This window comes from Agrobacterium sp. CCNWLW155 (assembly GCF_036888815.1).
GTDB lineage: Bacteria > Pseudomonadota > Alphaproteobacteria > Rhizobiales > Rhizobiaceae > Agrobacterium > Agrobacterium radiobacter.
Genome location: NZ_JBAKFW010000012.1, coordinates 20,768 through 44,649, shown reverse-complemented (window position 1 = coordinate 44,649; position 23,882 = coordinate 20,768). Strand labels below are relative to the sequence as shown.

The window sequence follows — 23,882 nt, the reverse complement described above, 5'->3', positions numbered from 1 at the left end:
TCATAAACGAGAGTGAAATTCGCGCCTGTGCCAGTAGGGGCAGCCAGCACCAGCCGGTGGCCCCGCCGACTTTACTTCACGAAAGTCTTGGTCAGGCCCGCAGTGCGGTCGACGATGAGAACGACGGCAAGGGTGAGCACGATCAAAAGAACGGAAATGGCCGCAACAAGCGGATCCGCTTGCGTTTCCACATGCTGATACATGGCGACGGGAAGCGTGGTGATGCGCGGGCCGGTGAGGAACAGCGAAATCACCGCTTCATCGAACGACACGAGAAAGGAAAGTGCGGCCGTCGCCACGACGCCCGGCGCGATCATCGGCATGGTCACGCGTCGGAAGACCGTGAGCGGCGATGCCCCGAGTGTCGAAGCAGCCTCCTCGAAGATCAGCGGCAGGCCCGCAAGCGAGGTGGTGAGGACGCGCAGCGCATAGGGCAGCACGATGATGAGATGCGCGATCACCAGACCAGTGAAGGTGGCGAGCAGGCCGGCGCCAGCGAAGACGATCAGGATCGCGAGGCCGAGCACGATGGTGGGCAGGAGCAGCGGAGCCGTGAAGAAGGCGAGAAGCGCATCCGCGCCGATCACCCGCATGCGCACGATGGCATAGGAGGCAGGCAGCGCGATCAGCATGGACAGCACGGTGACGATGACGGCGAGAAGGGTGCTGGTGCCGAGCGCCGCCATCATCTTGGAATTATGCATGAGTTCCACATACCAGCGCAGGCTCCAGCCGGAGGGCGGAAAGGCCATGTAGCTGTCGGCCGAAAACGAGATCGGCACGACGAGAACCACGGGCGCCAGCAGGAAAAGGAACATGATGAAGGCGACGATTTTCAGCGCCAGCGGAGCGGGACGTTCTTCCATCTTCGATCTCCTTTAAAGAATGGCCCGCAGAAGCCGGGAATAAAGCACCAGCGCCGCACCGAAGATCACGAGGATGATCATCGAAAGCGTCGCAGCGAGTGGCCAGTTGAGCGTCACGATGGCCTGATCGTAGATTTCCGTCGCCAGAAGGAAGACGCGCCCACCGCCGAGCAGCTTGGGGGTGATGAACGAACTGACCGCCAGAACGAAGGAGAGCAGGCAACCGAGCGCGACGCCGGGCATGGTGAGCGGCACGATGATCCGCCAGAACACCTTCCAGGGCGACGCGCCGAGTGTTTCGGCCGCTTCCTCGACACGTGGATCAAGCCTGCCGAAACCGGCAAGCAGCGCCAGGATCATATAGGGCATCAGGATTTCCGTGAGGCCGATGACGACGCCAACCTTGTTGAACAGCAACCGCACGCCGCTTTCGGCGCCGAGTGCGAAGAGGATGTTGTTGATGAGGCCGTCATCAGCAAGGATCGCGATCCAGCCATAGGTGCGCACCACGGCCGAGGTCAAAAGCGGCGAAATGACCAGCACCAGCAGCAGGGTTTTCCAACGGCCCTGCGCCCGGTGAAGGTAAAGGGCGATGGGATAGGAGGCGATGAGCGTGAGAATGGTGATCAGGAGACTGGTCAGGATGCTCTGGCCGATCAGTTCGATATAAAAACCATCGGTCAGCGTGGACGACCAGTTGTCGAGCGTGTGGGCTTCCCCGAGACCGCCGCCGCCGAGGCTTTCACGGAAGGAAAGCAAAAGCAGGTTGAAGACGGGCATCACGAAGGCAAGGCCATTGACCGCGATGATCGGCCCGAGAAGAAGCGTTGCGAGAAACACCATGGAGGATGTGCGGCTGCCGGGAGCCGTGATCATGACCGCCGCCGTCATTGGTCTGCTCCGAAGACCAGCGTGTCCTCCACGCGCCAGATGAGGCTGACCGCACTGCCGGCCGCAACCGGCGTTTCGCCGCCGGAGGTGGCGCGCTCCACCGACAATGTCTGTCCGCCTGCTGAGATCTCGTAGTGGAGGATATCACCGGCATAATAGACGTCACGAACCTCGCCGGTGATGCGGTTGACCGGCGCGCCATCGAAATCTGGCACGGCGTCATCAGCAACCGTCATAACCATGCGGTGCGGCCGCACCATAAGGTCGATCTTGCCATTGTGCGAACCGGGTGCCCGCAATACCGCATCGCCGACCGTGATGTGATCGCCGACCGCGTTTCCGACCAGTCTGTTGGTGCGGCCGACGAAGGAGGCGACGAAAGCCGTTGCCGGACGCTCGTAAAGATCATGCGGGGTGCCGAGCTGTTCCAGACGCCCGCCATTGAGGACGGCGACCTTGTCGCACATGCTGAGCGCCTCGACCTGATCATGCGTGACGAAGATGGAGGTAATGCCGAGCTGCTTCTGGATGCGGCGGATTTCCGAGCGCATCTCGTCGCGCAACTTGGCATCGAGATTGGAAAGAGGCTCATCGAACAGAAGGATGGAGGGCTGGATGACAAGCGCACGCGCCAGTGCGACGCGCTGCTGCTGGCCACCGGAAAGCTGGGCGGGACGGCGGTCCTCGCGCCCTTCCAGGTGGACCATGGCAATCGCCTCGCGGGCACGCCGTTCCGCTTCGGCGGCCGGCACCTTGCGCATTTCAAGTCCGAACATGACGTTCCTGAGGACCGTCATATGCGGGAAGAGCGCATAGCTCTGGAAAACAAGGCCAATGTCGCGCTTATAGGGTGCAAGCTGCGTCACGTCCTTGCCGTTGATCAGGATTGAACCTGACGTCACGGGTGCAAGACCGGCAATCATGCGCAGCGACGTCGACTTGCCGCAACCCGACGGACCGAGGAAGGCAACCAGCTCGCCCTTGGGTATCTCGAGGTTGAGATTATCCACGGCGACCATAGTCTCGTAGCGCTTGGTCAGTGAACGAATCGAGAGAAATCCTGGCTGCATGATGTCTGAAGTTCCCATTCTGGCTTTTTGCCTTTCTCCAGAACATGTCCCACCCCGGCGGGGTCTCGGACATGTCCTGTCCCTTGATCTATGCAATCACGGCGGAAATTCACCTGCGCTGTGCGCGGTGCTTTCCCTAACGCAGGCCCTCGAGCCACCTCACTCCTCCATCGACCCCAACACCGACGGAGGAAATGAGCCGAGGCCCATACCGTTTCCGCACCAGCCCGGAGGGATGCGGAAGTCTTGCCATTTTTCACGCCGGGCGCGAAAGCCTTAGCGGCTGAGCGGGATGACCTTGCGGCGCCAGTCCTGCGTGATCTGGTCGCGAACCTTCGAGAGGCCGATCCAGTCAACCGGGATAACCTTGTCCATCGCCTTGACGACCGTGCGATCACTCACATCGGCAGCGACCGTGGCCTTGGCGTTGGTCGGCGCATAATACATGGCGGCGGTAAAGGCGGCCTGGGCTTCCGGGCTCAGCGCATAGTCAACGAACTTGCGGGCCGCCTCGGACGATGGGCCGCCCTTGACGAGGTTGAGCGTGTTGATCTGCAGGATCGTGCCTTCTTTCGGCAGAACCACCTTCATCTTGCCCTTGGAACCATCGGCATTCACCTGGCTACGGGCGTTCCAGCCCACGCCCAGCGACACCTGGCCATTGACGACATTCGGATAGACTTCCGGCTTCGGTTCCCATGTCTGGATGTTCGGCGCCACTTCCGCCATGGCATTGATGCCGGCGTCGATATTATTGATGAAATCGGTGCCACCATTCATGTGGTCCATGATGATGGTCGTGCCGATACCGACGATGTCAGGGGCGCTGAGCATGGCGACCTTGCCCTTGAAGGCGCTGTCTTTCAGGGCATTCCAGCTGTCCGGTGCGGTCTTGATCGCATCGGTGTTGTAGATGAGAACGAGGTTGTCGAAGGTCACGCCAACGCCGGCGACGCCCTCGAAGCGGGCGTTCGGATAGAGGTCGGCGACATTCTTCGTAACGCTTTCATCGATCTTGTCGAACAGGCCTTCATCCGTGCCGGTCTTGGCGACAGAAACATCCATCAGCGCAATATCGGCCTGCGGCGCAGCCTTCTGGGCGCGCAGCGAGCCGAGCATGGCGGCAGAACCCTGCTGCGGGAAATAATCGACCTTGATGTCAGGGTTGGCGGCCATGAAAGGCTCGATGACGGCCTTGGTGTAACGCTCCTGGAAAAGGCCGCTATAACCGAGGAACGTTACGGTCTGCTGGGCGTGCGCCGGCAGGGCGGCCGCGCCAAGCATGAGAATCCCACTCAGAAGTATCGTTTTCTTCATTGTCCTGTTCTCCTCTATTGTTATTGGGAGTGGCGAACTGATCCGCCACCCGTAAGATTGTGTCAGGCGCTGAGCTTGGCCTGGACGAATTTGTTGGCCCCGGAAATATCAGGCAGCTTCTCGCCGTTGCGCAGGCGTTCCAGAAGCACGAGTTCAGCTTCCTGCATGCCGATGGCGCGCTCCGCCATGGCGCGCGCCTGGCTCGGATGAAGGGCGACGACGCCGCTTTCATCGCACAGGATCGCATCGCCCGGATTGATCACCTGGCCGCCGACACTGATCGGAATGTTGATCGCACCTTCCAGACCAAGAATCTTGGTGGTGATCGGCGACGGGCCGCGGCACCACATGGGCATGTCGACCTTGGTGAACTCAGAGAAGTCAGTCGCCGGGCCATCAACGACGCCGGCTTTGACGCCAGCCATCTTCATCGTGTTGGTGATGACACCGCCCCAGCAGGCGTGGCGGGTATCACCGCAACGGTCGATGAGGACGATATCGCCCGGACGCACGAGTTGCGTCAGGTAGTGGAGCATGGTCGAATCCGCGTTCGGGATACGCAGGGTGACGGCGGTGCCCGCCACGCGCTTGCCCGGAAGAACGGCCCGGATTTCAGGATCGACAAAGCCGGAGTGAAGCACATGACCAATCGTTGCGACTTCGACCTTCTCAAGAAGCTCGATAATGTCGCCGCTGATCTGTTCCGGCATGGGGTTGACGATAAACATCAGGTCTTTCTCCGATCAGAGCACATGGTGGTTTGCCACCGGCACGTTGGCGCGCACCTTGGTCGAATAGTCGAAATCGAGGGCAGCCCCCGCTGTTCCGACAGTGTCAGAGCACTGGGCGACGATATGGCCCCAGGGATCGATGACCATGGAATGACCCCAGCAGGCCTTCTTGCCACCCGCGTGAGCGCCTATCTGGCCGACAGCGAGGAAATAAGTCTGGGTTTCGACGGCGCGGGCACGAGCCAGCACCTCCCAATGGTCCTTGCCTGTCATCAGCGTGAAGGCGGCTGGCAGAACGATGACATCGGCGCCCTTGTCCCGCAGGGCGCGGAACAGTTCCGGGAAGCGGATATCGTAGCAAATTCCGCAACCAACCGTCTTGTCACCGACCTTATAGGTCACGACCTCTTCGCCACGGGCCACGGAATCGGATTCGCGATAGCTGATGCCGTTCGGCGTATCGACGTCGAACAGGTGAATCTTGCGGTACCGGGCAATCTGCTTGCCATCAGGACCGAAAACGAGTGTCGAATTATAGAAGCGGTTGCCTTCCTTCTCGACGATGGAGCCGGCGTGCAGCGTGATCGCGTGCTTCTTTGCTAGCCCCGAAAGCAGCGTATAGATTTCACCACCGGGAAATTCCTCGCCGCTTTCATGCATCTCCTGAGGATTATCTCCAAGAAATGCAAAGTACTCAGGAAGAACAACAAGGTCTGGATTATCCGCCTTGACCGCCTTCTCAATCAAATCGGCAGCAACCTTAAGATTTTCTGCCTTGTCATTCTGGGTATTCATTTGAACAAGTGAGACTTTCACGTTGCTCTCCTCTCATGTTGCGAGGAGAATTAAGAACGGGAACTGTTTTCCTGACAAACGGAAAAACTCTATCGAAACCCATAAGATAAGCTTATGGATTAATCATTTTGCGCCGCAGCATAAAATTTAAGCCGCAGCGATCATCCATTGCGTGGTGGTTTCACTAACGATTTCCGTCGCCATGTCGGCGATGGCTCGGGCGAGCGCATTGTCGCCGCGCTCCTGGTAAACCGTGTGAAAGGTAAGGGGCGGCACCGGCGGCGTGATGTCGAGAATACGCGCTTCGCCCGATTTGATGATGCCGTCCACCAGCACGCGCGGCAGCGCGCCCACGCCAACGGCGGTCGCCACCAGCCGGGTCATGATCGACAGAGAATTGGAATTATAGATGCGGCTGTCGGACAATCCATGGGAATCGAGGAGCGCGCGCAATGCCTGGTGCGGCTGCGACCCGGTCGAGAAGGTAAGCAGCGGAAAATGCGCGATATCTTCGAGCGTGACACCCGTTTCCGGCAGCGGCAGCTCGACAGCGCCGACCCAGCAGGATTCGAAGGTACAGAGCGGTGAGTTGTAGATATCCGCCGCCATGATCGGCCCCATGATAAAACCGACATCCACCTCGCCGTTCTGGATGCGCTGGGAAAGTTTCAGGCTGGTATCGATGGTCAGATCGAGGCTGACACCGGGATATTGTTCGTTCATCCGGCGGATAAGCAGCGGCAGCCAGGCGTACACGATCGTATCCGCAGCACCGATGCGCACGGTGCCCCTCAACGCCTCCCGGTTACTGACGATCTGGCGGAACTCGCCGGTGAGGTTGACGATCTTTTCGGCATGCTGCAACGCCAGACGACCGGCGGGTGTCAGGTTGACGCAGCGCACATCGCGCGTGAACAGCACGACACCGAGCTCACGCTCCAGCGCGGCAATCCGGTTGGAGACCGACGCCTGCGTCGTGTGCAAACGTTCCGCAGCCGCCGAAAAGCTGCTCAATCGTGCTGCCCAGAGGAAAGTTTCGAGGAATCGCGTGTTCATGGGGTCCATCTCCTCGCATGGCTCCGCGATCCAGCTCTGCGTCTCTGGCTTCGTCTTGCCCTTGGCCTTTTTGGTTCAGGAGCCAGTATGTCCGATGCGCGCGCCGATAAGCAAGGGATCAACGCCGGCGCCTCCCTTTCTCATTGGGGTCGCGCCGGCGGTGCCATGCAGCTGCGAATGGAGAGCCCCTTCCGCGTCGAGGCAACAGTGGAACCGTCGCGGCCGCACGCCTTGCTCAATTCAGAAGGGGTCAATCCGCATATTCGGAGAGGACGGGATGCGGGCCGACAGACGCCCGCCATCCCTGCCGGTTCTAGTGTCCGCCCTTTGTGGTCGGCGCCGGCGTGTTGAGAAGCTGCTGCTCCCAGAGATAAGCGATGCCGCTGCCGCCGAAGTGCTGAATGAGAATCTCGGTCAGTTCCTCGACATGCTCGGTGCGCGCCCAATCGCGCTGCCATTCGCCAGCAAGCGCCATCACGGTCATCACGTTCGCGCCGGCAGCGATCATTCGCTGGATGGCAACTTCGTGAGACTCCTTCGAAATCCCGCCCGACGCGTCGGTGATCACGGTCACGTCCCAGCCTTCGCCGGCCGCCTGGATGACGGGCATTGCGACGCAGACCTCGGTCCAAAGGCCCGCGATGATCAGTTGCTTGCGGCCGGTCGCCTTGACGACGTTCACCACATTCTCGTCCTGCCAGGTGTTCACCCAGGTGCGGTCGATGACCTCCTGGCCGGGGAACACGTCGGTGATCTGCTTGAAGAGAAGGCCACCGCGCGCCGCGATCACGCTGGTGAGAACGGTCGGAACATTGAAAGCTTTAGCCAGCTTTGCCAGCGCGGTCGTGAGGTTGACCACAGCTTGCGGATCATGGCTGTTCAGGTTTGCTAACTGATAGGGCTGGTGATCGATCAGAACGAGGACCGAGTCTTCAGGACGGAGAAGCGAATCAAGGCCGTTACGAAAGGTCATGGGTTCATCCTATATTGGTGGTTTATTGAAGCGCGCTTGCGCAAAAGGCATGCACCCCCTTGGGCGTTGCCGCGGGACGAAACTTGTCATTCCCGTTTCTGATGCGGTAGTCCTTGTCCGTGCTAAGCTGTGTCGCAGAATGGGGAACGCTTGAATGGATATCGAAGATATCAGGACATTCGTCGAAGTTGCGGATGCGGGAGGCGTCACAGCGGCCGCGCTGCGGCTCGGTATCTCCAAATCGATGGTCAGCCGGCGGCTGGTGCGGCTTGAAGCGGAGCTTGGTGTCCAGCTTCTGGCCCGATCCACACGCGGTGCTTCCCTGACGGAGGAGGGCGCAACCTTCCGCGACTATGCGGCGAGGATTTCAGCCGAAATCGACGTCGCCAGAGAGACAATCCTTCCGGCTGGTGAGCTCCGTGGCCGCCTGCGGATTGCTGCGCCGCTTTCCTTCGGCCCAACGCATTTCGCGCTGGTGATTGCGCAGATGGCGCGCCGTCATCCTCAACTCCAGATACAGACCTGTTACACCGATCGTTTCGTGGACCTGATTGCAGAAGGATACGATTGTGCGATCCGGGTCGGCACCCTTCCAGACTCCAACCTCGTCGCCAGACGCGTCGGCCCCCTCTACGGCATTTTCGTCGCCAGCCCGGACTATATCGAGGTCCACGGCTCTCCGGAGACACCGGAGGAACTCGTGACCCATCAGGCTCTCATGCAGGGAACGGAAACCTGGCAGGTGATGGATGGCGACAAGGTGATAACTCTTCGCCCGCAGGGACGGTTCAAGGCCGATAACGGGGTCGCTCTTGCCGTCGCCGCAGCAGCCGGATTGGGGGTCGCCGTGCTGCCTTACGATCTCGTCAAAAATTATCTGGCCTCAGGCGAGCTTGTGCAGGTGATGAAACGTCATCCGCCGCCGCCGGCCGGGATATATGTCGTCAGACCGCCGGGGCAACATCCCGTCAGAAAAATCCGGGTTCTCACTGAAATGCTGATCGAATGCTTCGATCACGGCCCGGCGGCGGCGTCCCTCTCCAATGCCGGGGGAAGCCCCCCGGCAGCTGCCTGACCGGCACATTTTTCAGAGCCGTACGTCTGTCACACGGCCACGGGCTTTGGCAGGACCAGATCGCCGACCGTATATGTGTGGAACTCGCTTTTGGAGACGGTATCCAGTTTCCGGAATTTTTCGACGAATTGCGGATCGGAAAAGAACTCGTCGACATTGCCGGTTCCCTGAATGGCCTCGACATTAACGACCGTCTCTCCGTCGGTGCTTTTCGCAAGGCTGCTCCAGAGGAACCCTTCCTTTCGTTCGGCAACATAGTGAACGACATCCTGAATGATGGCGAAGGCTTCGTCCTGCTTTCCCGGATGGGCATGAATGACGTTGACAACAAAGGTCGTGGGAGCGGGCGAGTCCGCAAAAGCTGCGATAGGTTTCGTTTCCATGAATTATCTCCATTTGAAGCTTCGGGCCATTTCAGCCGCGACGACATCTGGATATCGGAAGGAAAATAGCGGATAAACGAGCTGCTATTCTCAACATACCGGACAAAAATTCCTTAATCACGACATCATGGACAAGCTCGGAACCCTCGGCATATTCATTCAGGTGGCGGAAGCGGGAAGCTTCGTGGCCGCCGGGCATCGTCTCGGCATCTCCGGATCCGCCGTCGGAAAAGCCATTGCACGTCTGGAGGAGGAGCTGGGCGTAAGACTGTTCAATCGCTCGACACGCAGCATGGCACTGACGGAGGACGGGAGTTTCTTCCTCGATACCTGCCGGCGCATCCAGTCGGAATATGAGACCGTGCAGGCGCAATTATCGAGATCGCAGGCCGTTCCGCGCGGGCAACTGCGTGTCAGCCTTCCGCTGGCAGGCATGTTGCTGATGCCGACGATATCCGCCTTCATGGAGGCATATCCCGAAATCAGCCTCGACCTTGATTTTACAGACCGTCTGGTTGACGTCATCGAAGAGGGATTCGACGCCGTCATCCGAACCGGCGAGATCAGGGACACACGGCTGATGAGCCGCAAGCTCGGCACGTTCAGGCACAGCATCGTGGCGGCGCCCGGCTACCTGGAGGCGCATGGCCGTCCGGAGATTCCGGAAGATCTTGTCCGGCACCGCTGTCTTCACCATCGCTTCGCCAATTCCGGAAAGCTTGAGCCGTGGCCCCTGGTTCGCGAAGGCCGCGAGATCAGGATCGATCTGCCGGTCGCCACCGTTGCGAGCACGCTGGAACCCCTGATCTACCTTGCGGAACGTTCATTCGGCATAACATGCCTGCCGTCATTCGCCGTGACGTCCGAAGTCGCTGACGGGAAACTGGTATCGCTGCTGGACGACTATATGGCCGACACAGGGACCTTCCGCGTCCTCTGGCCGACCAATCGATATCTTTCTCCAAAAGTCAGAGCATTTGTAGACTATATGGCCGCCAATCTTTTCACCCGGTGATAGCACCAACGGCAAAGGGCATAAAACGATGCGCAAGCGCTCAGTAAGCGCCGCGATAGTGATCCCTGATGAAGACGGGAAGATCGTTTGACGGCGGCGTAAAAGGCACCTGATACATCATGTCGCCGACAAAGCCGCGGTGATAGGTGCCATGATTGACGATATGCAGCACGATCTGCTCGCGGGTCATGACGCCTTCTCCTCCTCCGACAAATTCGAAATGAACGGCTTTCGCGAGATCCCCGTCTGACCAGGTATCGACCATATCGACATACCAGCGGTCCATTTCCTGAACGGCTTCCCATAATTCGCCAATTGCGGGCGTATGGTCGGTGTTGCGGGCGGTGTAGCTGTGTTTCTTTCCTTGTAGATGATGCCTGAAAATATCGTCCACCACATAAACGTGGTTCAGCGTATGCACCATGTTTCCGAACCGCGTCGGCCGCTGCCGAAGGGCTTCACCTTCCGGCAGGTCCATCACGCTTCTGAACGTCAACCCGTTCGCCCAGGCTTTGTAGCGTACCAGCATTTTCAAGGTATCTATTGCCGATGCGGTGGATGCGTGAACGGGGCTGAGCGGCGCAATATCCATGCTGAAACTCCTTCGTATTTTTGAACTTCAAAAACGATGATCGGGTTGATCCGGCGCTGTCGCGCCGGATCAGAAGCATTGTTGCCGGCCAACGATGAGAGGATGATCGGCACCTGTCCCGGATCGATAAATCCGGAGGCGAGGATCAGCGTGCCGTGGCCTTTTCCTGCAGAAGCCGGATAGCGAGATGCTGGAGCAGAATGATCGTCTTGGCATCGCGAATATCGCCGCGGGTGATCATGCGCATAGCCTCAGGCAAGGCGATTTCCAGCACATCGATGTCTTCGCCCTCGTCCGCTGAACCGCCGCCTGCCCCGACCTTATGTTTCTCGGCATATTCGCCATAGAAAAAGGCGAGATATTCCGTGACCGATCCGGGGCTCATATAGATATCGAACAGATGCGTAAGTTCGGAAACCTCATAACCGGTTTCCTCGATCAACTCCGCACGCATTCGCGTCGCCGGGTCTGCGCCTTCCAGCAACCCCGCCGGTGTCTCGATCAGCGATTCCAGACCGCCATTCAGGAGAACCGGCAACCGGAACTGACGGGTCAGCAGGACATTGTCGCTGGCAGGATTGTACAACAGGCATGTCGCCCCGTTGCCGCGATCATATGCCTCCCGGGTCTGCCGTTGCCAGCTTCCGTCCCTCAGCTGGAGTTCATATTCATACTTGGTCAGCCGCCCCCAATCATCGGCCAATACGCGCTCGGAAATAGGGCGGTAAACACTGCTATTCATCAAAGTCACCTCGTTTTCATCTGTCTTTCAAAGGCCGAGTAAACGGCCTTCGACATGCGTGCGCGTTTCGCCGCCGACCCATATCTGGCCGGCATCATCGCGGGTAAGGTAGATACGGCCATGGCGGCCAAGGCGCGTTCCCTGCGCCGCGACATAGTCTTCGCCAACCACGCCCGTTGCGAACAGCCATTGCGCCAATGAGGCGTTGAGGCTTCCGGTGACGGGGTCTTCAACGATGGCGCCCAGATGATCGCTGAAGAAAGCGCGAACCTCAAAAGCGGTCTCGCCGCCTTTCGCATGAGGGCCAACCACACCGATATCGATGTGATGGGTCCAGCTGCGGGCCGGGGTGATGCCAAGCACCTTTTCGGCCGACGCCAGCCTGATCCCCAGCCAGCCCGGACCATTGTCGATCCATGCCGCATCGATGATGTCGCAAGCCTCGATCCCCAAAAACTGCCGCGCATCTTCCAGCTCGGCGGGCGTCGGCGCGCCGGAACGGATAAGCGGCGGAGCTGCAAAAGAAAGCCGTCCATGCGAGCGCCGGATCGTGACCAGCCCGGCGCCGCATTCCTGAACAATCGCCGTTTCTTGCCCGGGCATGCCATTGGCGGAGAGCCAGGCATGGCAGCTGCCCAGTGTGGGATGCCCGGCAAAGGGCAACTCCCTGTCCAGCGAGAATATCCTGACCCGGTAATCAGCCTGCGGATGGGTGGGCCGTAGCAGGAAGGTGGTTTCGGAAAGGTTGAACCACCGCGTCATCAGCTGCATTTCATCCGTCGATAAGGCATCAGCACCGATGACGACCGCCAGCGGATTGCCGGAAAGCGGCCCGGAGCCGAATACATCGATCATATGGATAGCAAAACTCATGACATGGCTCTTTCAGTTGGGATTAATCGGCAACGCGGATGGTGGGACTGTCAGTTCTGCCAGAGAAGCAGTTTCAGCCCGGCGGCGGCAAATACCACGGAAAGCACGGATTCGATCCAGCGCCGCAATCTGGTATAGAGCGCAATCATCGAGGCGGTGGAAAAGAGAAGTGCATAGCTGCCGAACACGATAACGCCGAGAATGGCGCAGCCGCCAATGATCGCCGGCAACATGCCCGCAGGCGCGTCCTCGCGAAACCCCAGCGACATGATCGCTATCCAGGCCATGATGGCCTTCGGGTTTCCGATATGCATGAGAAGACCCTGCCGGTAGAGCGCCCGATAGCGCGGCGTCGCGCGCCCGGTATCCACACTCACAAAGTCGGAGACCGGCTTCATGGCCGACCTGCCCGCTCGAAAAGCCAGATACAGCAGGTAAACGCCGCCGAATATCTTGATGACGAAAAGCGCCTGGGTATAGGCGGCCAGCGCGGCCGACATGCCCGTCGCCGCCAGGATCGCCCAGAACAGCGAGCCGGTGATGACGCCAGCCGTCAAAGCAAGGGCGGGCAGACGGCCGTCACGCATCGCCGTTCCCATGATCGCCATGTTGCTCGGGCCCGGGCTGGCGGTGGCGACGATATAGGTGCCGTAAACGAGGGCGATCTGGCTGGCGATCATTCTGACTTTCTCCGGAAACAGGACAGGCCTCCCCAAGCACTATTGCTGGAGATCTCCGCGATGCACGATGTGGACCTTGTTGCCGTCAGGATCACGTAGATAGGCGCCGAAATAACCCTCTCCATAATGCGGACGCGGCCCCGGACCTCCTTCGTCCGTGCCGCCATGCGCAAGGCCGTCGGCATGGGCCACAGTCACCGCCTCTGTCGACGGCGCCAGAAAGGCAACCATGCCGCCGTTGCCAACCGTTGCCGGTTCGCCATTGAAGGGCTGATAGACATAAAAACGGGGCAACGGGGATTGCGCCCTCACCCAGCAAAGCGCCGCAGGCCCGCCATCAGGGGTCACGGTTCGCCGCTTCAGACCGAGCGGGGCAAGCACGGCGTCATAAAAGCGTTCCGCCCGCTCAAGATCACGCGTTCCGACGGTTACATGGCTGAACATTTGATCCTCTAAGCGCGCCGGCAGGATGGCAGGCCGGCCGCCGTAAAGTGTGGATATCAATCAGCCTCGTCATAGCCTATGTTACACTTGCTGTTTATTGAAATAGTGTAACGTGACACTTTTATCGAAGGTATGAACGTGCTGCTGCAATCCCCCTGGACTCCCCGTCTTGCAGACATTGAGGCGAATGCCGCAGAACGGCTGGTGCTTGCCCTCGCCGATGACATCATCGAGGGGCGGCTGGCGGGCGGTGACCGCCTGCCCGCCCATCGCGATCTCGCGTGGAAACTGGGGGTGGGCCTTGGCACGGTGACAAAAGCCTATTCCGTTCTGGAACGGCGCGGGCTGACACGCAGCGTCAAGGGCCGGGGAACATTCGTGGCGATCCGGGAGGCGCATAACGACCGGCAGATTGACCTCTCGTCCAACGCACCGCCGGCCACGCTCAACGCCCGCATTCTCGCAAAGACGCTGACGGGGATCGCGCGCAGGATCGATGCGGATCATATCAATCTTTATGCCCCGCCCGCGGGGCATCTGGAACACCGCCGCCTTCTGACCCGCTGGCTCGAAACGCAGGGTCTCACCATCGATCCCTCACATCTAGTGCTGACGAGCGGCGCCCGTCAGGCGCTGGCCCTGGCCTTCGATCTAGCCTGCGGCCCCAAGGGCCTGCTCCTGACCGAACGGATCACCTATCCCGGCGCCATCGCGCTGGCCCGGCGGAAAGGTTACCGGATGCAGGGCGTCGAAATCGATGCCGAAGGCATGGTGCCGGAAGCGTTGGCGGCGGCGCTGGATGGCACCCCATCGAGTGACTGCACAGCAATCTATCTGACGCCGACCCTGCATAATCCGACAACCGTTACCATGGGGGCGGCGCGGCGGCAGGTCATTGCGGATATTTGCCGCCGGGCGGGGGTATGGATCATCGAGGACGGTGTTTATGCGGCATCCGCGGAAGCCTTGCCGCCGCTGACGTCATTGGCTCCTGAAATCTCGTTTCATGTGAACGGGCTCTCCAAGTCCCTTGGCCCCGGCTTGCAGATCGGCGTCCTTGCTTTACCAGCCGGTCTGCACGAAACCGCCGAAGACCTTCTGCAGGACATGCCGATGGCCCCATCCGCGCTCTCCTGCGCGGTGGTTGAGGACTGGCTGACCTCCGGCATCATCTCTTCGATCCAGCGCGATTTGCGCCACGAGGCCCAACGGCGCTCCAGCCTGGCCGTTTCCCTGCTCGGCACGAACCAGCTTGGCGCGCATCCCGATGCATACAACGTCTGGCTGCCAATGGAACACGACGCCGCCAATCGCTTCGCATTCGCCGCTGCGGCAATGCGCATCAAGTTGACCCCTCCGGAAGCCATGCTTGTTAATCCCGATGATCAGGCGAGCGGCATTCGCCTTTGCCTCGGCGGCCCGTCCTTCGACGATCTCACGGAAGCGCTGAAGCTTCTGGCCGGACTACTGAAACGCGGGGCTTGACGCCATCAGGAAACAAGCAACAGCACGAGATTTGAATGAAAGTGACCGTATATTATGAATGATCACCCGCCTATACCGGACCAGGATGCCTGGAACGCGTGGAGCCCTGCCCAGTTGTCACGGCGACTGGACGGTGTATCGAGGCCATGGTGCGTTGTTGGCGGTTGGGCTCTCGACCTGTGGCTGGGCAGCAAGACACGCGAGCATGATGATCTTGAGTTCACGGTCCTGCGTGAAGATTTGGGCATCTTTCGCCGGAAGCTGGGTTACATGGCGTTCTACACCGTCAACGATGGCGTTATCGAGCCGTTACCGGCGGATCGGGATCCGGCTCCCGAGATTTTCCAGATCTGGTGCTTCGATCGCGCTGCCGGATGCTGGCGCGCCGATATGATGATCGAGCCGGGAACGAATGACACCTGGGTTTACAAGAGAAATCCGGAAATGACGCGGCCCCGTATCGAAATGGTGTCGCTGAGCGCTGACGGCATTCCTCACCTTAATCCCTCCGCCGTGCTTCTGTTCAAGGCGAAGCACAGACGCACCAAGGATGAGGAAGACTTCGCAAGAGCCCAGCCAGGGTTACCTCTTTCGGAACGACAATGGCTCAAAGACTGCCTTAACCGCCTTCACCCGGGTCACGATTGGATACAGGCGCCGTGATCTCAGGCCGCCTTATTGTGGTCTCGTTCGAAATTCGAAAATAGCATTTCAGGTTCGAGGCGACTGAAATGCCCGCGTGATCCGTCGCAGCACCGCGTTCGCGTGATCGCCCGTGACCGCGGAAATCATTACCACATTCAGCTTTGAGAGCTGTGGGAGCAGGCCGTCCCTCACCTCACGCAGACCGGCAGGCGCAACACTTCGCGCCAGCAGTGCGACGCCGATCCCGGCTTCGGCAGCCGCCCCTACCGCCGTTGCCCCAGTTCCAACGAATACCTCCCGCCATGCGATGTCCGCCGCCTCCAGCGCCCGAAGGGCCATGGCCCGCAAATTGCAGGGTTCGGGTTGCAGCACCAGCGGCACCGGCGCGTTCGAAGGCAGATCAAAATCCGCGCTGCAATACCAGCCGAAGCTTTCCTGAAACAGCAGCTCGCCATCCCGGCGGATATCATCATGCCGCAACACGACGATCGCGTCGAGCTCGCCGGCATCGTAGAGTTCAAGCAGGGTCCGGGTGCCGGCCGTGCGCAGATGAAGCGTAACGCTCGTCTCGCGCTCGCTGATCACCCGGAGTATCCGAGGCAGGTCGGCTCCAATCAAATGATGCGTGAAACCGATCGCGAGACGGGTCGGCTCCTGCCCAAAGACATCAAGCGCACGGCGGCCGGCCGCGACATAAGCACGCGCGGGCTCCAGAAAGCGTTCGCCGGCCGTCGTCAAACGCACCCGGCGCGGCGTCCGTTCGACGAGGCGATGCCCCAGCATGTCCTCAAGCCGGCGCAGGCGCAGGGATATAGCGGCCTGTGATGTGTTCATCACCCCTGCAACCCGTGTGAACGACTGCAGTTCGGCAACAAGAAGAAAAGCCTCGACGGCCTCGGGATCCAATGAGCGCATGTTTCGCATAACAAGCTGTTATCGCTGAAATGTGCAAGCCCCTAATTCTATCTGATAGTCGCGAGCGCTATTGCACGAAAACCCATGATAGGAGCTTTTCGTGTCGTCACAGATTTCCTCGCCCACGCCCGCCACCGACAGCCGGATCTGGGCAGTCCTTGCCGTGGCAGTCGCGACGCAAACCGCGGGCTCGTTCGTATCGCAGGGAATTTACATTCTCGTGCCCTTCTGGCGGGAAGCATTCGGTATTTCCCTCGCATCCGCATCACTGGCCGTGACCGTCATGAACGGTGTTCAGATCGTGACGATGTTCACGCTCGGCCGCGCCATCGACATTCACGGCGAGCGCCGCATCGTCGGCATTGCCATGCTCGGCATGGCGCTCGCGATGGCTTGCGCGGCGGCATTCGCAAACAGCCTGCCCGCGCTGCTTTTGTGCATCGCATTTCTCGGCGGCACCTATGCTGCGGTCCAACCGGGCGGCACGCGGGCGATCATGCGCTGGTTCCCCCCCGCCAAACGTGGCATAGCGACAGGGTTTCGGCAGGCCGCGGTTCCTTTCGGAACCATGATCGCAGCCGCCCTCCTGCCATTCATGGCGGTCCGTTACGGCTGGCACGCGGCGGCATGGCTCTGCGCCGGTGTTTCCGTCCTGGGCGCCGTACTCTTCTGGGGCCTCTATCGCGAAGGAGGCGATGTCGCCGCTAAAACCGAGCGCCCGCTTCCCCTGGGAAAACTTATCCACGAGGTCGGGCGGAATTCGAGCTTCTGGCCCGTATTGCGGCTTGGTATCGCCATGTCGGCATTTCAATTCACCCTCACCGCACACATCATCGGCTTCATGGCGGATGGGCTGGGGCTTGGCCTCTTTGCCGCATCGTCCATGTTTGCCGCAACACAGCTTGCCGGCATTCCCGGCCGGATTCTGCTGCCATGGCTCAGTGACCGCTTCCGACCCGGACTGCGCACCCAATCGTTCGGCCTGGTATCCGTTATTGCCGCAGGCGCTGCCGCAATCCTCGCGGCTCTCCCCATCGGCACTGCGCCAACCATTGTCCTCTTCGTGCTCGCCGTGCTCGGAATATTCGGGATCGGGTGGTTTCCGCTTTACCTTCTGCAAATCGCCGAAAGTGCGCCGAAAGGTTCGATAGCATCGACAATTGCCTTCGCTTCCACCATCTGTTTGGGGGTCATGGCAATCGGCCCCTACATATTCGGTCTTCTGGTCGATCATTTCGGCTATGAGGCGGCATGGTCCGCACTGATCATGCCTGTCGTTGTGACAGCGCTGCCCCTGGCAATCTCATCGCCGCGCCTGCCGAAGGCTCAAATCGGCTCCTCATGAAACGGGAGAGGCGCGGCGGCAATCGAGTGACATCTACCGTCTGGGAAACCTATGCGGCCGCCGCCTCGACACCCTGTTCGAAGTCGTGCAGATGAAGGGAGATTTCAAAGCCCCGGCGTTTCAGCCAATGGGCAACAACACGCGCGCGGGCGCCCAGCAGATCATCCACCAGAATGACCCGTGCTCCGCGCACGGCAATGGTGCGATAGGCAACGCCGAGAAGCTGGCCGCCTTCCGAGGAAATCGAACCTTTAAGGTGGGAGGCTGCGAATTCTTCCGGTGTTCTCACATCGAGAAAATAGGTCGTTCGCGCCGTGTCCCGCAGCCATGTCTCGGCCGTGGCGCGATCGATGAACTGCAGGTCGTCTTGCCGGGAGAAGGTCTCCAGACGCGCCTTCGCGATATTTTTCGCATCATCGCTGGCGGGCGGATATGTTTGCGAACGCCCCGTTTCCAGCTCAAACCCGTCATCCGTCCAGCCGCGCGTGCCATCGTGCAAATAGCTGACATCGTTTTCAACACCGGCGTCGATCAATGTCTGCGCCCCGAGGATTGCGCGGGGAAGGCCCGCGCAGGAGACGACAACCCTTTTGTCGGGTGACGGCACGAGGTCGGAAAAACGCAGCAGAAGTTCGGCACCGGGTACGCCGATGGCGCCCGGCACATGCGCCTTTTCATATTCCGCTATTGTGCGGGTGTCGATGACGACAACATCCTCGCCGGCTTCCTGCCACGCCTTCAGTTCACGGGCGAAAACCACTGGCGTGTTCTTTTCGCTTCTCACCTTCTGGACGAAAGGAACGCCGGGAATATCGAATGTCGGCAAGGCGTCAAGGCCGCCCTCGATCCATGCCGGAATTCCGCCGCGCAGAAAGTGAATATCGCTCCAGCCCCTGGCGGCAAGCCGCTCCGCCCCCTGCTCTGCGCTTCCCTTGCCATCATCCACCAGAACGGTTCGCACGACAGGGCGCGGAATGAAACGGTCGATTTCCGCATCCAGCCTTTCAGCCGGAAGGTTGGTCGCAAACAATGGGGAAGCATATCCCACCTCTTCTGTGGGGCGAATGTCGAGAACGGCAAGTTCCTTGCCATCTGTCAGCCACTCGATGAGGCGGTCTTTGGTTACAGCATTTACGGACATTGCATATTCTCCTGACAAATTCTGGTTTCCACATCGGGTTTCAAGCGGTCGGATCGAGCCATAGGTCGCCGAAACTCCAGTTCAGCCCCTGCGCGCCGGTGACGTAGTTCCTGACGCGCCTGTGCGCCACGATCTGGCTTCCCGCCGCCACAAGATCGACGGAGGCGACGTCGTCATGGATGAGATGCTGGAACCTGCTCCAGGTCACCCAGCGCTTCTTCGCATCGGGCTCGATGGCCGCCGCCTCCAGAAGCGCATCCGCCTCCGGATTGGCGTAGTTGGCCGCGTTGGAAAAGGGTAGTCCGATCTTGAAATTCTTGCTCCAATAGGCCCGCTGGATGCCGAGCGACGGATCGAACGTGTTGGAAAGGGATTCCACAACCAGATCAAAGGCGCGGTCCGTGTAGACCGTCTTCAGATAGGTCGGCAGGTCGTATTTGCGGATTTCGACGGCAATGCCGATCTTTTCAAGCTGGCTGCGAAGGACGTCGGCAAAGCCGGGCGTCAGATAGGAATTGTAGGTCAACCGCACGGGAAAACGTTTGCCGTCTTCCTTGCGGGGATATCCCGCCGCATCGAGCAATTTTTCCGCTTCCCTGGGATCATAGGCATGGGCCTTGACGGATGCGTCATACCAGTTCGGCAGGGCGGTGCTGACGGGGCTCGGCGATATCTGCGCATAACCGAAGAGCGCCACATTGACGATTTCATCGAGGTTGATCGCCTTCGCAATGGCCAGGCGGACATCTTTCTTGCGGAAGATTTCATTATCGTAGTTGAAGAACAGCTGCTGCTGCGGCCCCGCATAAGCATAGGTGTTCGTGTCCAGGACGAGATCAGGGTTCTGCTTCAATCGCTCAAGGTCTGCCAGCGGCACCGGGTTGTCGCCAATATCGACTTCCCCCGTCTCCAGCGCCACCGCCCGCGCGGCCGGGTCGGTGATGATGCGCAGAATGATGCGATCGAGATAAGGTTTGCCGGCATCCCAATAGTCGGGGTTTCTATCGAAGATCAGATGACTGCCCGGCGTCCACTCCGTCAGCCTGAAAGGACCGGTGCCAATCGCGGTCTGCAATGTCTGACCATCGGCCGGTTTCAGCTTTTCGAAAATATGCTTCGGCACGATCGGCGATTCCGAACTCGATTGCGCGGCAATCAGAAACGGCGCCGGTTTGGACAGCACGATAATGGCGGTCAGGGGATCCGGCGTCTCCACCGCCTCGACGTTCTGGTAGGTAATGCGGCCGCGCGGATGGGCTTCCTTCAGACGGAAAATCGAAAAGGCAACGTCTTCCGAGGTAAAATCCTCACCGTCATGCCATTTCACATTCGGCCGGAGTTTGAACGTATAGCGCAGGTGATCATCCGAAACGGACCATTCCGTTGCCAGCAAGGGCCGCGGATTGAGGTCGAAATCGAATGTCAGAAGACCTTCAACGATCTTCGGGCCGATCGCCTGCCCCGTGCCTGACGATGTGTTGATGGCGAAAAGTGCGTTGCCGGGATCGACACGATAGAGCAGCTTGAGCGTGCCGCCGGAGACGGGCCGGCTCGCATCGTCACTTGCGGCGAATACCGAACCCGGCAGGGCCGTTCCTGCCGTTGCCAGAAGAAGCATCTTGTTGAACTGGCGGCGTCCTATCGTCATGAAAATCCCCGTTTGAAAACGTCGTTTCGATAGTGAAAGCATCGGGGCAAAGTGGCATGTTCTTAAGAAGAAAATTCTTCTCGACCATCAAAGAAAACATTTCTTGCAGAATTTTATTCCAATACGTATGCAGCCAGGCACCAAAATTTGTGCTGAATAATTGCGCTACCTTGGACCGCCGTTGCGTTTCTTCCCAACATGGCGAGATAAAAGGAAATCTCGACAGCACGACTCCCGGACGTCTTATGGAAATGTTGTTTCCCTGAAAAATCGCCAATGAGTAAGACATTGCTCGGCACAGGCACCGGCAAAGCATATCAAGTGGAAGGCATCTCAACCTTTCCGACCTTCATCCGGGCCTGCCCCCACTCCCAACATTACGGAGCTACACACGATGACCCTCTCCAGTCCGATCACCAAACTGGAAATCCCGCAGCAGCGTGTTGAGGCCCGCTACGGAACACAGGCCGATTTTTCTCCGCCTTTCTGGAATGACACGATCGACGCCTTGCTGAACCATCGCACCGCCCGCGCCTATCTGCCGAAAGCTCTGCCGGAGGGCAGCCTGGAACTTCTGGTCGCAGCCGCACAATCTGCGCCCACATCCTCCAATCTTCAGGCGTGGAGCGTGGTGGCGGTGCAGGACAAGGAGCGCAAGGCACGTCTGGCGGGCTTCACGGGCGGCAACGCCCATATAAAGGATGCACCTGTTTTCCTCATCTGGCTTATCGACCTGAAGCGGCTGCGAACGGTCGCTTCCAACCACGGCAACAGCGGAGAAGGGCTGGATTATCTGGAAAGCTTCCTGATCGGCGCCATCGATGCGGCGCTGGCCGCGCAGAACGCCGTTGCCGCAATCGATTCACTCGGTCTCGGCTCCTGCTACGTTGGCGGCATTCGCAACAGGCCGGAAGACGTATCCCGCGAACTGAACCTGCCTCCCGAAACGATTGCCGTCTTTGGCCTCACCGTGGGTTATCCAGACCCGGCCGTGAAAACCGACGTCAAACCGCGCCTGCCCCAGTCATCCATCTTGTTTCATGAAACCTATTCGGAGGCCGCACGGGATGATCTTGATTCCTATGACGCGGTCTTGAAGACGTTTCAGGAAAAACAGGGCCTGCCGCAAAACGGCTGGACAGCACCCATTTCCCAGCGTGTCGAGAACGCCGCCGCGCTCAAAGGCCGCGCGGAACTGAGCCAGACATTGCGCCGTCTCGGTTTCGGCATCAAATAAACTGTGTTGCAGCTGCCCGCATCGAACGCAGACGCGCGCCTGGCTCGGCGATAACGGACCGCCTGCCAGGGGCAGCGCAATCTCTCCCGAAATCGCCGATTTCGGGAACTGATTTTCTACAAAATTAGTAGATATAGAATGACCGGTCTTCCTTCAAACTGCTCGCAGGCTTTACGATCTGTCCCAGAGTGCTTTTGAACCGTGTGTTACCGCGATCCTCAATTGCTATCCGCACAGAGCGCCGAACCTATCAGCAGCCAAGCTCTCCGGGAAATCCGGAGCGCGAAAAAGACAAGACGAGAAACGACAGATGCCACGTTACGTTATCATCGGCGCCGGTGCGGTGGGCGCGAGCCTTGCAGCGCAGTTCGCACTCTCAGGCATTGACTATGCGCTTTTCGGACGGGGCGCCCAGATCAGCCATATCAGGCAGCATGGCCTCACCTTTCAGCGCCCCTCGGAGACGCGGCAGATCGATTTGAGGGTTTTCGACCTGACAGATATTCCGGAATTGACGCCGGATGATGTCCTCCTGCTCACCGTGAAAGCGCAGGATGCCGTCAGCGCGCTCGCCTTCTGGTCCTGGCAAAGCATCTCGAACACAACGACACCGGCGGCGGCAAATCTTCCGATCGTAACTTTTCAAAATGGACTGGCGACCGAAGCAAATGCCCTGAGAACATTTTCCAGGGTCTATGGCGCAAGCATTCTGACCCCGGCGCGGTTCACCGAAACCGGCAAGGTGGTGGTTGGCGGCGAGCCGCAATTGGGCATCGTGACAGTCGGGCGCTTTCCGCTCGGACAGGATGACGTGACCGCGCAGGTCACGGCAGACCTGAACAGGGCGGGATATCTTGCCGAGCCAAGCGACGATATCCGCCGATGGAAAGCAGCAAAGCTCCTTCACAACGTTCGCAATGCCCTGGAACTGTTCGACGGTCCGGCCGATCTGAACGACAGGATCAGCGCGGCGCTGGTGGATGAGGCGCGACATGTGCTGGAAGCGGCAGGCTACACCCTTGCCTCGCCCTCCGAGCGAAGCCTCGACATCTCGAACTGGCGGGTTGCGCCGAACAGCGGGATTCATCCGGGCCAGCAATCGACCTGGCAGAGCTTCAGGCGCGGAGCCTCGAGCGAAGTGGATTTCCTCAATGGCGAAATCGTTCTGCTGGGCCGGATTCACGGCGTTCCGACGCCCTATAACGAAGCCGTGCAAACGCTTGCCGGAAAGCTGGCACATCAGGGCGGGTTTTCAAAGCCGCTGCCGCTCGATGCGATCACGTCTCTCATCGCCGCCCCGGACCGGGCGGCGCATGCCAGTCCTGCCGTCACTTCATGACCGGCAATCCGTATCAGCGCGACTTTTGAAACGACAGTGTGAAACGATAATGCGAGAAGCCATATCAGACCATATCCTCACCGCCGCTGGCACACTCTTCTATCGCGAGGGCATCCGGGCTGTCGGCATAGATCGTATCATCGAAGAAGCGAATGTGGCGAAGGCGACGCTCTATCGGCATTTCCCGTCGAAGGATCATCTCGTTGCAGCCTATCTGGAGGCGCGTCACGAGCGGGTAATCCATTCGCTCCATAAAGTGCTGGATGCCGACATGACTCCGAAGGAGCAAATCCGGTTGATCTTCGAGCAACTCCACGAAAAGGCCGATAGCCCGGATTTTCGCGGCTGCGCCTTCGCTCTTGCGGTTGCGGAACATGGCGAGTCCGAACGCGTCGTGGTCGTTGCGCGTGCCCATAAGGCGAAGGTCAGGGACGTGTTTGCCGCTGTCCTGGCAAGAGCCGGCAGCACGGTGGAGATTGCCTCTGCCCATCTGTCGCTTCTCTACGAAGGGGCACTGGCAACCGTCGCCGTCAGACGCGATCCCAAAGCAGTGCTGATTGCGCGAGACTGTGCTCTCTCCGTCTTCGACACGGCCGCCGCCTCCACCAATCAACCCAACTGAAA

At 59.6% G+C, this 23,882-nt stretch carries 25 protein-coding genes; 8 read left to right on the top strand and 17 right to left on the bottom strand.

Annotated features, from left to right (window positions below; all coding sequences use genetic code 11):
• Positions 1-71 precede the first annotated feature (71 nt).
• The 8 genes from V6S97_RS24410 to V6S97_RS24375 all read right to left on the bottom strand — a co-directional run bounded on the left by V6S97_RS24410 (position 72) and on the right by V6S97_RS24375 (position 7,699).
• Complete coding sequence (locus V6S97_RS24410; RefSeq protein ID WP_020010154.1) at positions 72-866, bottom strand: ABC transporter permease; 795 nt, start codon at positions 864-866, stop codon at positions 72-74.
• A 12-nt stretch (positions 867-878) separates the two neighbouring features.
• The gene (locus tag V6S97_RS24405) at positions 879-1,757 is read right to left on the bottom strand and encodes an ABC transporter permease (RefSeq protein WP_020010153.1); all 879 of its coding nucleotides are present in this window, start codon (positions 1,755-1,757) and stop codon (positions 879-881) included.
• The gene (locus V6S97_RS24400) at positions 1,754-2,827 is read right to left on the bottom strand and encodes an ABC transporter ATP-binding protein (protein WP_020813037.1); all 1,074 of its coding nucleotides are present in this window, start codon (positions 2,825-2,827) and stop codon (positions 1,754-1,756) included. The genes V6S97_RS24405 and V6S97_RS24400 overlap by 4 nt, the downstream gene beginning before the upstream one ends.
• Before the next feature lie 276 nt (positions 2,828-3,103).
• The gene (locus V6S97_RS24395; RefSeq protein ID WP_111834965.1) at positions 3,104-4,144 is read right to left on the bottom strand and encodes an ABC transporter substrate-binding protein; all 1,041 of its coding nucleotides are present in this window, start codon (positions 4,142-4,144) and stop codon (positions 3,104-3,106) included.
• A gap of 62 nt (positions 4,145-4,206) precedes the next feature.
• Positions 4,207-4,872 (bottom strand): RraA family protein, encoded by a 666-nt coding sequence (locus V6S97_RS24390; RefSeq protein WP_003504292.1) that lies wholly within the window; start codon positions 4,870-4,872, stop codon positions 4,207-4,209.
• Positions 4,873-4,887: 15 nt separating this feature from the next.
• Positions 4,888-5,691, bottom strand: a complete 804-nt coding sequence (locus V6S97_RS24385) for a carbon-nitrogen hydrolase family protein (protein ID WP_020813039.1) — start codon at positions 5,689-5,691, stop codon at positions 4,888-4,890.
• A gap of 126 nt (positions 5,692-5,817) precedes the next feature.
• Complete coding sequence (locus V6S97_RS24380; protein WP_020813040.1) at positions 5,818-6,726, bottom strand: LysR family transcriptional regulator; 909 nt, start codon at positions 6,724-6,726, stop codon at positions 5,818-5,820.
• A gap of 313 nt (positions 6,727-7,039) precedes the next feature.
• The gene (locus V6S97_RS24375; RefSeq protein ID WP_020813041.1) at positions 7,040-7,699 is read right to left on the bottom strand and encodes a hydrolase; all 660 of its coding nucleotides are present in this window, start codon (positions 7,697-7,699) and stop codon (positions 7,040-7,042) included.
• Between the two features lie 154 nt (positions 7,700-7,853).
• Here V6S97_RS24375 and V6S97_RS24370 point away from each other — a divergent pair, with 154 nt between their 5' ends.
• Positions 7,854-8,774: a LysR family transcriptional regulator gene (locus V6S97_RS24370; RefSeq protein WP_003504282.1), complete on the top strand. Its 921-nt coding sequence runs from the start codon at positions 7,854-7,856 to the stop codon at positions 8,772-8,774.
• A gap of 29 nt (positions 8,775-8,803) precedes the next feature.
• Here V6S97_RS24370 and V6S97_RS24365 read toward each other — a convergent pair whose 3' ends face one another.
• Positions 8,804-9,157 carry an antibiotic biosynthesis monooxygenase gene (locus V6S97_RS24365; RefSeq protein WP_020813042.1) on the bottom strand — a complete coding sequence of 118 codons (354 nt, stop codon included), beginning with the start codon at positions 9,155-9,157 and terminating at the stop codon, positions 8,804-8,806.
• 127 nt (positions 9,158-9,284) lie between these two features.
• On the opposite strand from V6S97_RS24365, the gene V6S97_RS24360 reads away from it, so the two are divergent.
• A complete protein-coding gene (locus tag V6S97_RS24360; protein ID WP_003504277.1) occupies positions 9,285-10,172 on the top strand; it encodes a LysR family transcriptional regulator in 888 nt (295 codons plus the stop codon).
• 40 nt (positions 10,173-10,212) lie between these two features.
• Here the strand turns inward: V6S97_RS24360 and V6S97_RS24355 are convergent, their stop codons facing one another.
• From V6S97_RS24355 to V6S97_RS24335, 5 genes are all read right to left on the bottom strand, one after another.
• The gene (locus tag V6S97_RS24355; RefSeq protein ID WP_003504276.1) at positions 10,213-10,764 is read right to left on the bottom strand and encodes a DinB family protein; all 552 of its coding nucleotides are present in this window, start codon (positions 10,762-10,764) and stop codon (positions 10,213-10,215) included.
• Between the two features lie 145 nt (positions 10,765-10,909).
• Entirely contained in the window at positions 10,910-11,506 is a 597-nt protein-coding gene (locus tag V6S97_RS24350; protein ID WP_020813043.1) for an NUDIX domain-containing protein, read from the bottom strand.
• A gap of 27 nt (positions 11,507-11,533) precedes the next feature.
• Entirely contained in the window at positions 11,534-12,379 is an 846-nt protein-coding gene (locus V6S97_RS24345; RefSeq protein ID WP_020813044.1) for a PhzF family phenazine biosynthesis protein, read from the bottom strand.
• 50 nt (positions 12,380-12,429) lie between these two features.
• The gene (locus V6S97_RS24340) at positions 12,430-13,059 is read right to left on the bottom strand and encodes a LysE family translocator (RefSeq protein WP_020813045.1); all 630 of its coding nucleotides are present in this window, start codon (positions 13,057-13,059) and stop codon (positions 12,430-12,432) included.
• A gap of 39 nt (positions 13,060-13,098) precedes the next feature.
• The gene (locus V6S97_RS24335; protein WP_031234481.1) at positions 13,099-13,503 is read right to left on the bottom strand and encodes a VOC family protein; all 405 of its coding nucleotides are present in this window, start codon (positions 13,501-13,503) and stop codon (positions 13,099-13,101) included.
• 132 nt (positions 13,504-13,635) lie between these two features.
• On the opposite strand from V6S97_RS24335, the gene V6S97_RS24330 reads away from it, so the two are divergent.
• Together V6S97_RS24330 and V6S97_RS24325 are read left to right on the top strand one after the other, a co-directional pair.
• A complete protein-coding gene (locus V6S97_RS24330) occupies positions 13,636-14,988 on the top strand; it encodes an aminotransferase-like domain-containing protein (RefSeq protein WP_020813047.1) in 1,353 nt (450 codons plus the stop codon).
• A gap of 54 nt (positions 14,989-15,042) precedes the next feature.
• Positions 15,043-15,651 (top strand): nucleotidyltransferase domain-containing protein, encoded by a 609-nt coding sequence (locus V6S97_RS24325; RefSeq protein WP_112293678.1) that lies wholly within the window; start codon positions 15,043-15,045, stop codon positions 15,649-15,651.
• 48 nt (positions 15,652-15,699) lie between these two features.
• Here V6S97_RS24325 and V6S97_RS24320 read toward each other — a convergent pair whose 3' ends face one another.
• A complete protein-coding gene (locus tag V6S97_RS24320) occupies positions 15,700-16,557 on the bottom strand; it encodes a LysR family transcriptional regulator (protein WP_031234483.1) in 858 nt (285 codons plus the stop codon).
• 91 nt (positions 16,558-16,648) lie between these two features.
• Between V6S97_RS24320 and V6S97_RS24315 the strand changes: the two genes are divergently transcribed.
• Positions 16,649-17,893 (top strand): MFS transporter, encoded by a 1,245-nt coding sequence (locus tag V6S97_RS24315; RefSeq protein ID WP_112293675.1) that lies wholly within the window; start codon positions 16,649-16,651, stop codon positions 17,891-17,893.
• A 49-nt stretch (positions 17,894-17,942) separates the two neighbouring features.
• On the opposite strand, the gene V6S97_RS24310 is transcribed toward V6S97_RS24315, so the two are convergent.
• A complete protein-coding gene (locus V6S97_RS24310) occupies positions 17,943-19,034 on the bottom strand; it encodes a rhodanese-like domain-containing protein (RefSeq protein WP_020813050.1) in 1,092 nt (363 codons plus the stop codon).
• A 40-nt stretch (positions 19,035-19,074) separates the two neighbouring features.
• Positions 19,075-20,682 carry an ABC transporter substrate-binding protein gene (locus V6S97_RS24305; RefSeq protein WP_111792877.1) on the bottom strand — a complete coding sequence of 536 codons (1,608 nt, stop codon included), beginning with the start codon at positions 20,680-20,682 and terminating at the stop codon, positions 19,075-19,077.
• Positions 20,683-21,076: 394 nt separating this feature from the next.
• On the opposite strand from V6S97_RS24305, the gene V6S97_RS24300 reads away from it, so the two are divergent.
• The 3 genes from V6S97_RS24300 (at position 21,077) to V6S97_RS24290 (ending at position 23,880) form a co-directional block, all read left to right on the top strand.
• The gene (locus V6S97_RS24300) at positions 21,077-21,919 is read left to right on the top strand and encodes an NADPH-dependent oxidoreductase (RefSeq protein ID WP_003504257.1); all 843 of its coding nucleotides are present in this window, start codon (positions 21,077-21,079) and stop codon (positions 21,917-21,919) included.
• Between the two features lie 310 nt (positions 21,920-22,229).
• Positions 22,230-23,258 (top strand): ketopantoate reductase family protein, encoded by a 1,029-nt coding sequence (locus V6S97_RS24295; RefSeq protein WP_003504255.1) that lies wholly within the window; start codon positions 22,230-22,232, stop codon positions 23,256-23,258.
• A 49-nt stretch (positions 23,259-23,307) separates the two neighbouring features.
• Positions 23,308-23,880 carry a TetR/AcrR family transcriptional regulator gene (locus V6S97_RS24290; RefSeq protein ID WP_020813052.1) on the top strand — a complete coding sequence of 191 codons (573 nt, stop codon included), beginning with the start codon at positions 23,308-23,310 and terminating at the stop codon, positions 23,878-23,880.
• Positions 23,881-23,882 lie beyond the last annotated feature (2 nt).

What these genes read in the sequence shown, in the direction of transcription:
- V6S97_RS24410 (WP_020010154.1), bottom strand. Translation starts at nt 866, where the DNA reads ATGGAAGAACGTCCCGCTCCGCTGGCGCTGAAAATCGTCGCCTTCATC.
- V6S97_RS24405 (WP_020010153.1), bottom strand. Translation starts at nt 1,757, where the DNA reads ATGACGGCGGCGGTCATGATCACGGCTCCCGGCAGCCGCACATCCTCC.
- V6S97_RS24400 (WP_020813037.1), bottom strand. Translation starts at nt 2,827, where the DNA reads ATGCAGCCAGGATTTCTCTCGATTCGTTCACTGACCAAGCGCTACGAG.
- V6S97_RS24395 (WP_111834965.1), bottom strand. Translation starts at nt 4,144, where the DNA reads ATGAAGAAAACGATACTTCTGAGTGGGATTCTCATGCTTGGCGCGGCC.
- V6S97_RS24390 (WP_003504292.1), bottom strand. Translation starts at nt 4,872, where the DNA reads ATGTTTATCGTCAACCCCATGCCGGAACAGATCAGCGGCGACATTATC.
- V6S97_RS24380 (WP_020813040.1), bottom strand. Translation starts at nt 6,726, where the DNA reads ATGAACACGCGATTCCTCGAAACTTTCCTCTGGGCAGCACGATTGAGC.
- V6S97_RS24375 (WP_020813041.1), bottom strand. Translation starts at nt 7,699, where the DNA reads ATGACCTTTCGTAACGGCCTTGATTCGCTTCTCCGTCCTGAAGACTCG.
- V6S97_RS24370 (WP_003504282.1), top strand. Translation starts at nt 7,854, where the DNA reads ATGGATATCGAAGATATCAGGACATTCGTCGAAGTTGCGGATGCGGGA.
- V6S97_RS24365 (WP_020813042.1), bottom strand. Translation starts at nt 9,157, where the DNA reads ATGGAAACGAAACCTATCGCAGCTTTTGCGGACTCGCCCGCTCCCACG.
- V6S97_RS24360 (WP_003504277.1), top strand. Translation starts at nt 9,285, where the DNA reads ATGGACAAGCTCGGAACCCTCGGCATATTCATTCAGGTGGCGGAAGCG.
- V6S97_RS24355 (WP_003504276.1), bottom strand. Translation starts at nt 10,764, where the DNA reads ATGGATATTGCGCCGCTCAGCCCCGTTCACGCATCCACCGCATCGGCA.
- V6S97_RS24350 (WP_020813043.1), bottom strand. Translation starts at nt 11,506, where the DNA reads ATGAATAGCAGTGTTTACCGCCCTATTTCCGAGCGCGTATTGGCCGAT.
- V6S97_RS24345 (WP_020813044.1), bottom strand. Translation starts at nt 12,379, where the DNA reads ATGAGTTTTGCTATCCATATGATCGATGTATTCGGCTCCGGGCCGCTT.
- V6S97_RS24340 (WP_020813045.1), bottom strand. Translation starts at nt 13,059, where the DNA reads ATGATCGCCAGCCAGATCGCCCTCGTTTACGGCACCTATATCGTCGCC.
- V6S97_RS24335 (WP_031234481.1), bottom strand. Translation starts at nt 13,503, where the DNA reads ATGTTCAGCCATGTAACCGTCGGAACGCGTGATCTTGAGCGGGCGGAA.
- V6S97_RS24330 (WP_020813047.1), top strand. Translation starts at nt 13,636, where the DNA reads ATGAACGTGCTGCTGCAATCCCCCTGGACTCCCCGTCTTGCAGACATT.
- V6S97_RS24325 (WP_112293678.1), top strand. Translation starts at nt 15,043, where the DNA reads ATGAATGATCACCCGCCTATACCGGACCAGGATGCCTGGAACGCGTGG.
- V6S97_RS24320 (WP_031234483.1), bottom strand. Translation starts at nt 16,557, where the DNA reads ATGCGAAACATGCGCTCATTGGATCCCGAGGCCGTCGAGGCTTTTCTT.
- V6S97_RS24310 (WP_020813050.1), bottom strand. Translation starts at nt 19,034, where the DNA reads ATGTCCGTAAATGCTGTAACCAAAGACCGCCTCATCGAGTGGCTGACA.
- V6S97_RS24305 (WP_111792877.1), bottom strand. Translation starts at nt 20,682, where the DNA reads ATGACGATAGGACGCCGCCAGTTCAACAAGATGCTTCTTCTGGCAACG.
- V6S97_RS24300 (WP_003504257.1), top strand. Translation starts at nt 21,077, where the DNA reads ATGACCCTCTCCAGTCCGATCACCAAACTGGAAATCCCGCAGCAGCGT.
- V6S97_RS24295 (WP_003504255.1), top strand. Translation starts at nt 22,230, where the DNA reads ATGCCACGTTACGTTATCATCGGCGCCGGTGCGGTGGGCGCGAGCCTT.
- V6S97_RS24290 (WP_020813052.1), top strand. Translation starts at nt 23,308, where the DNA reads ATGCGAGAAGCCATATCAGACCATATCCTCACCGCCGCTGGCACACTC.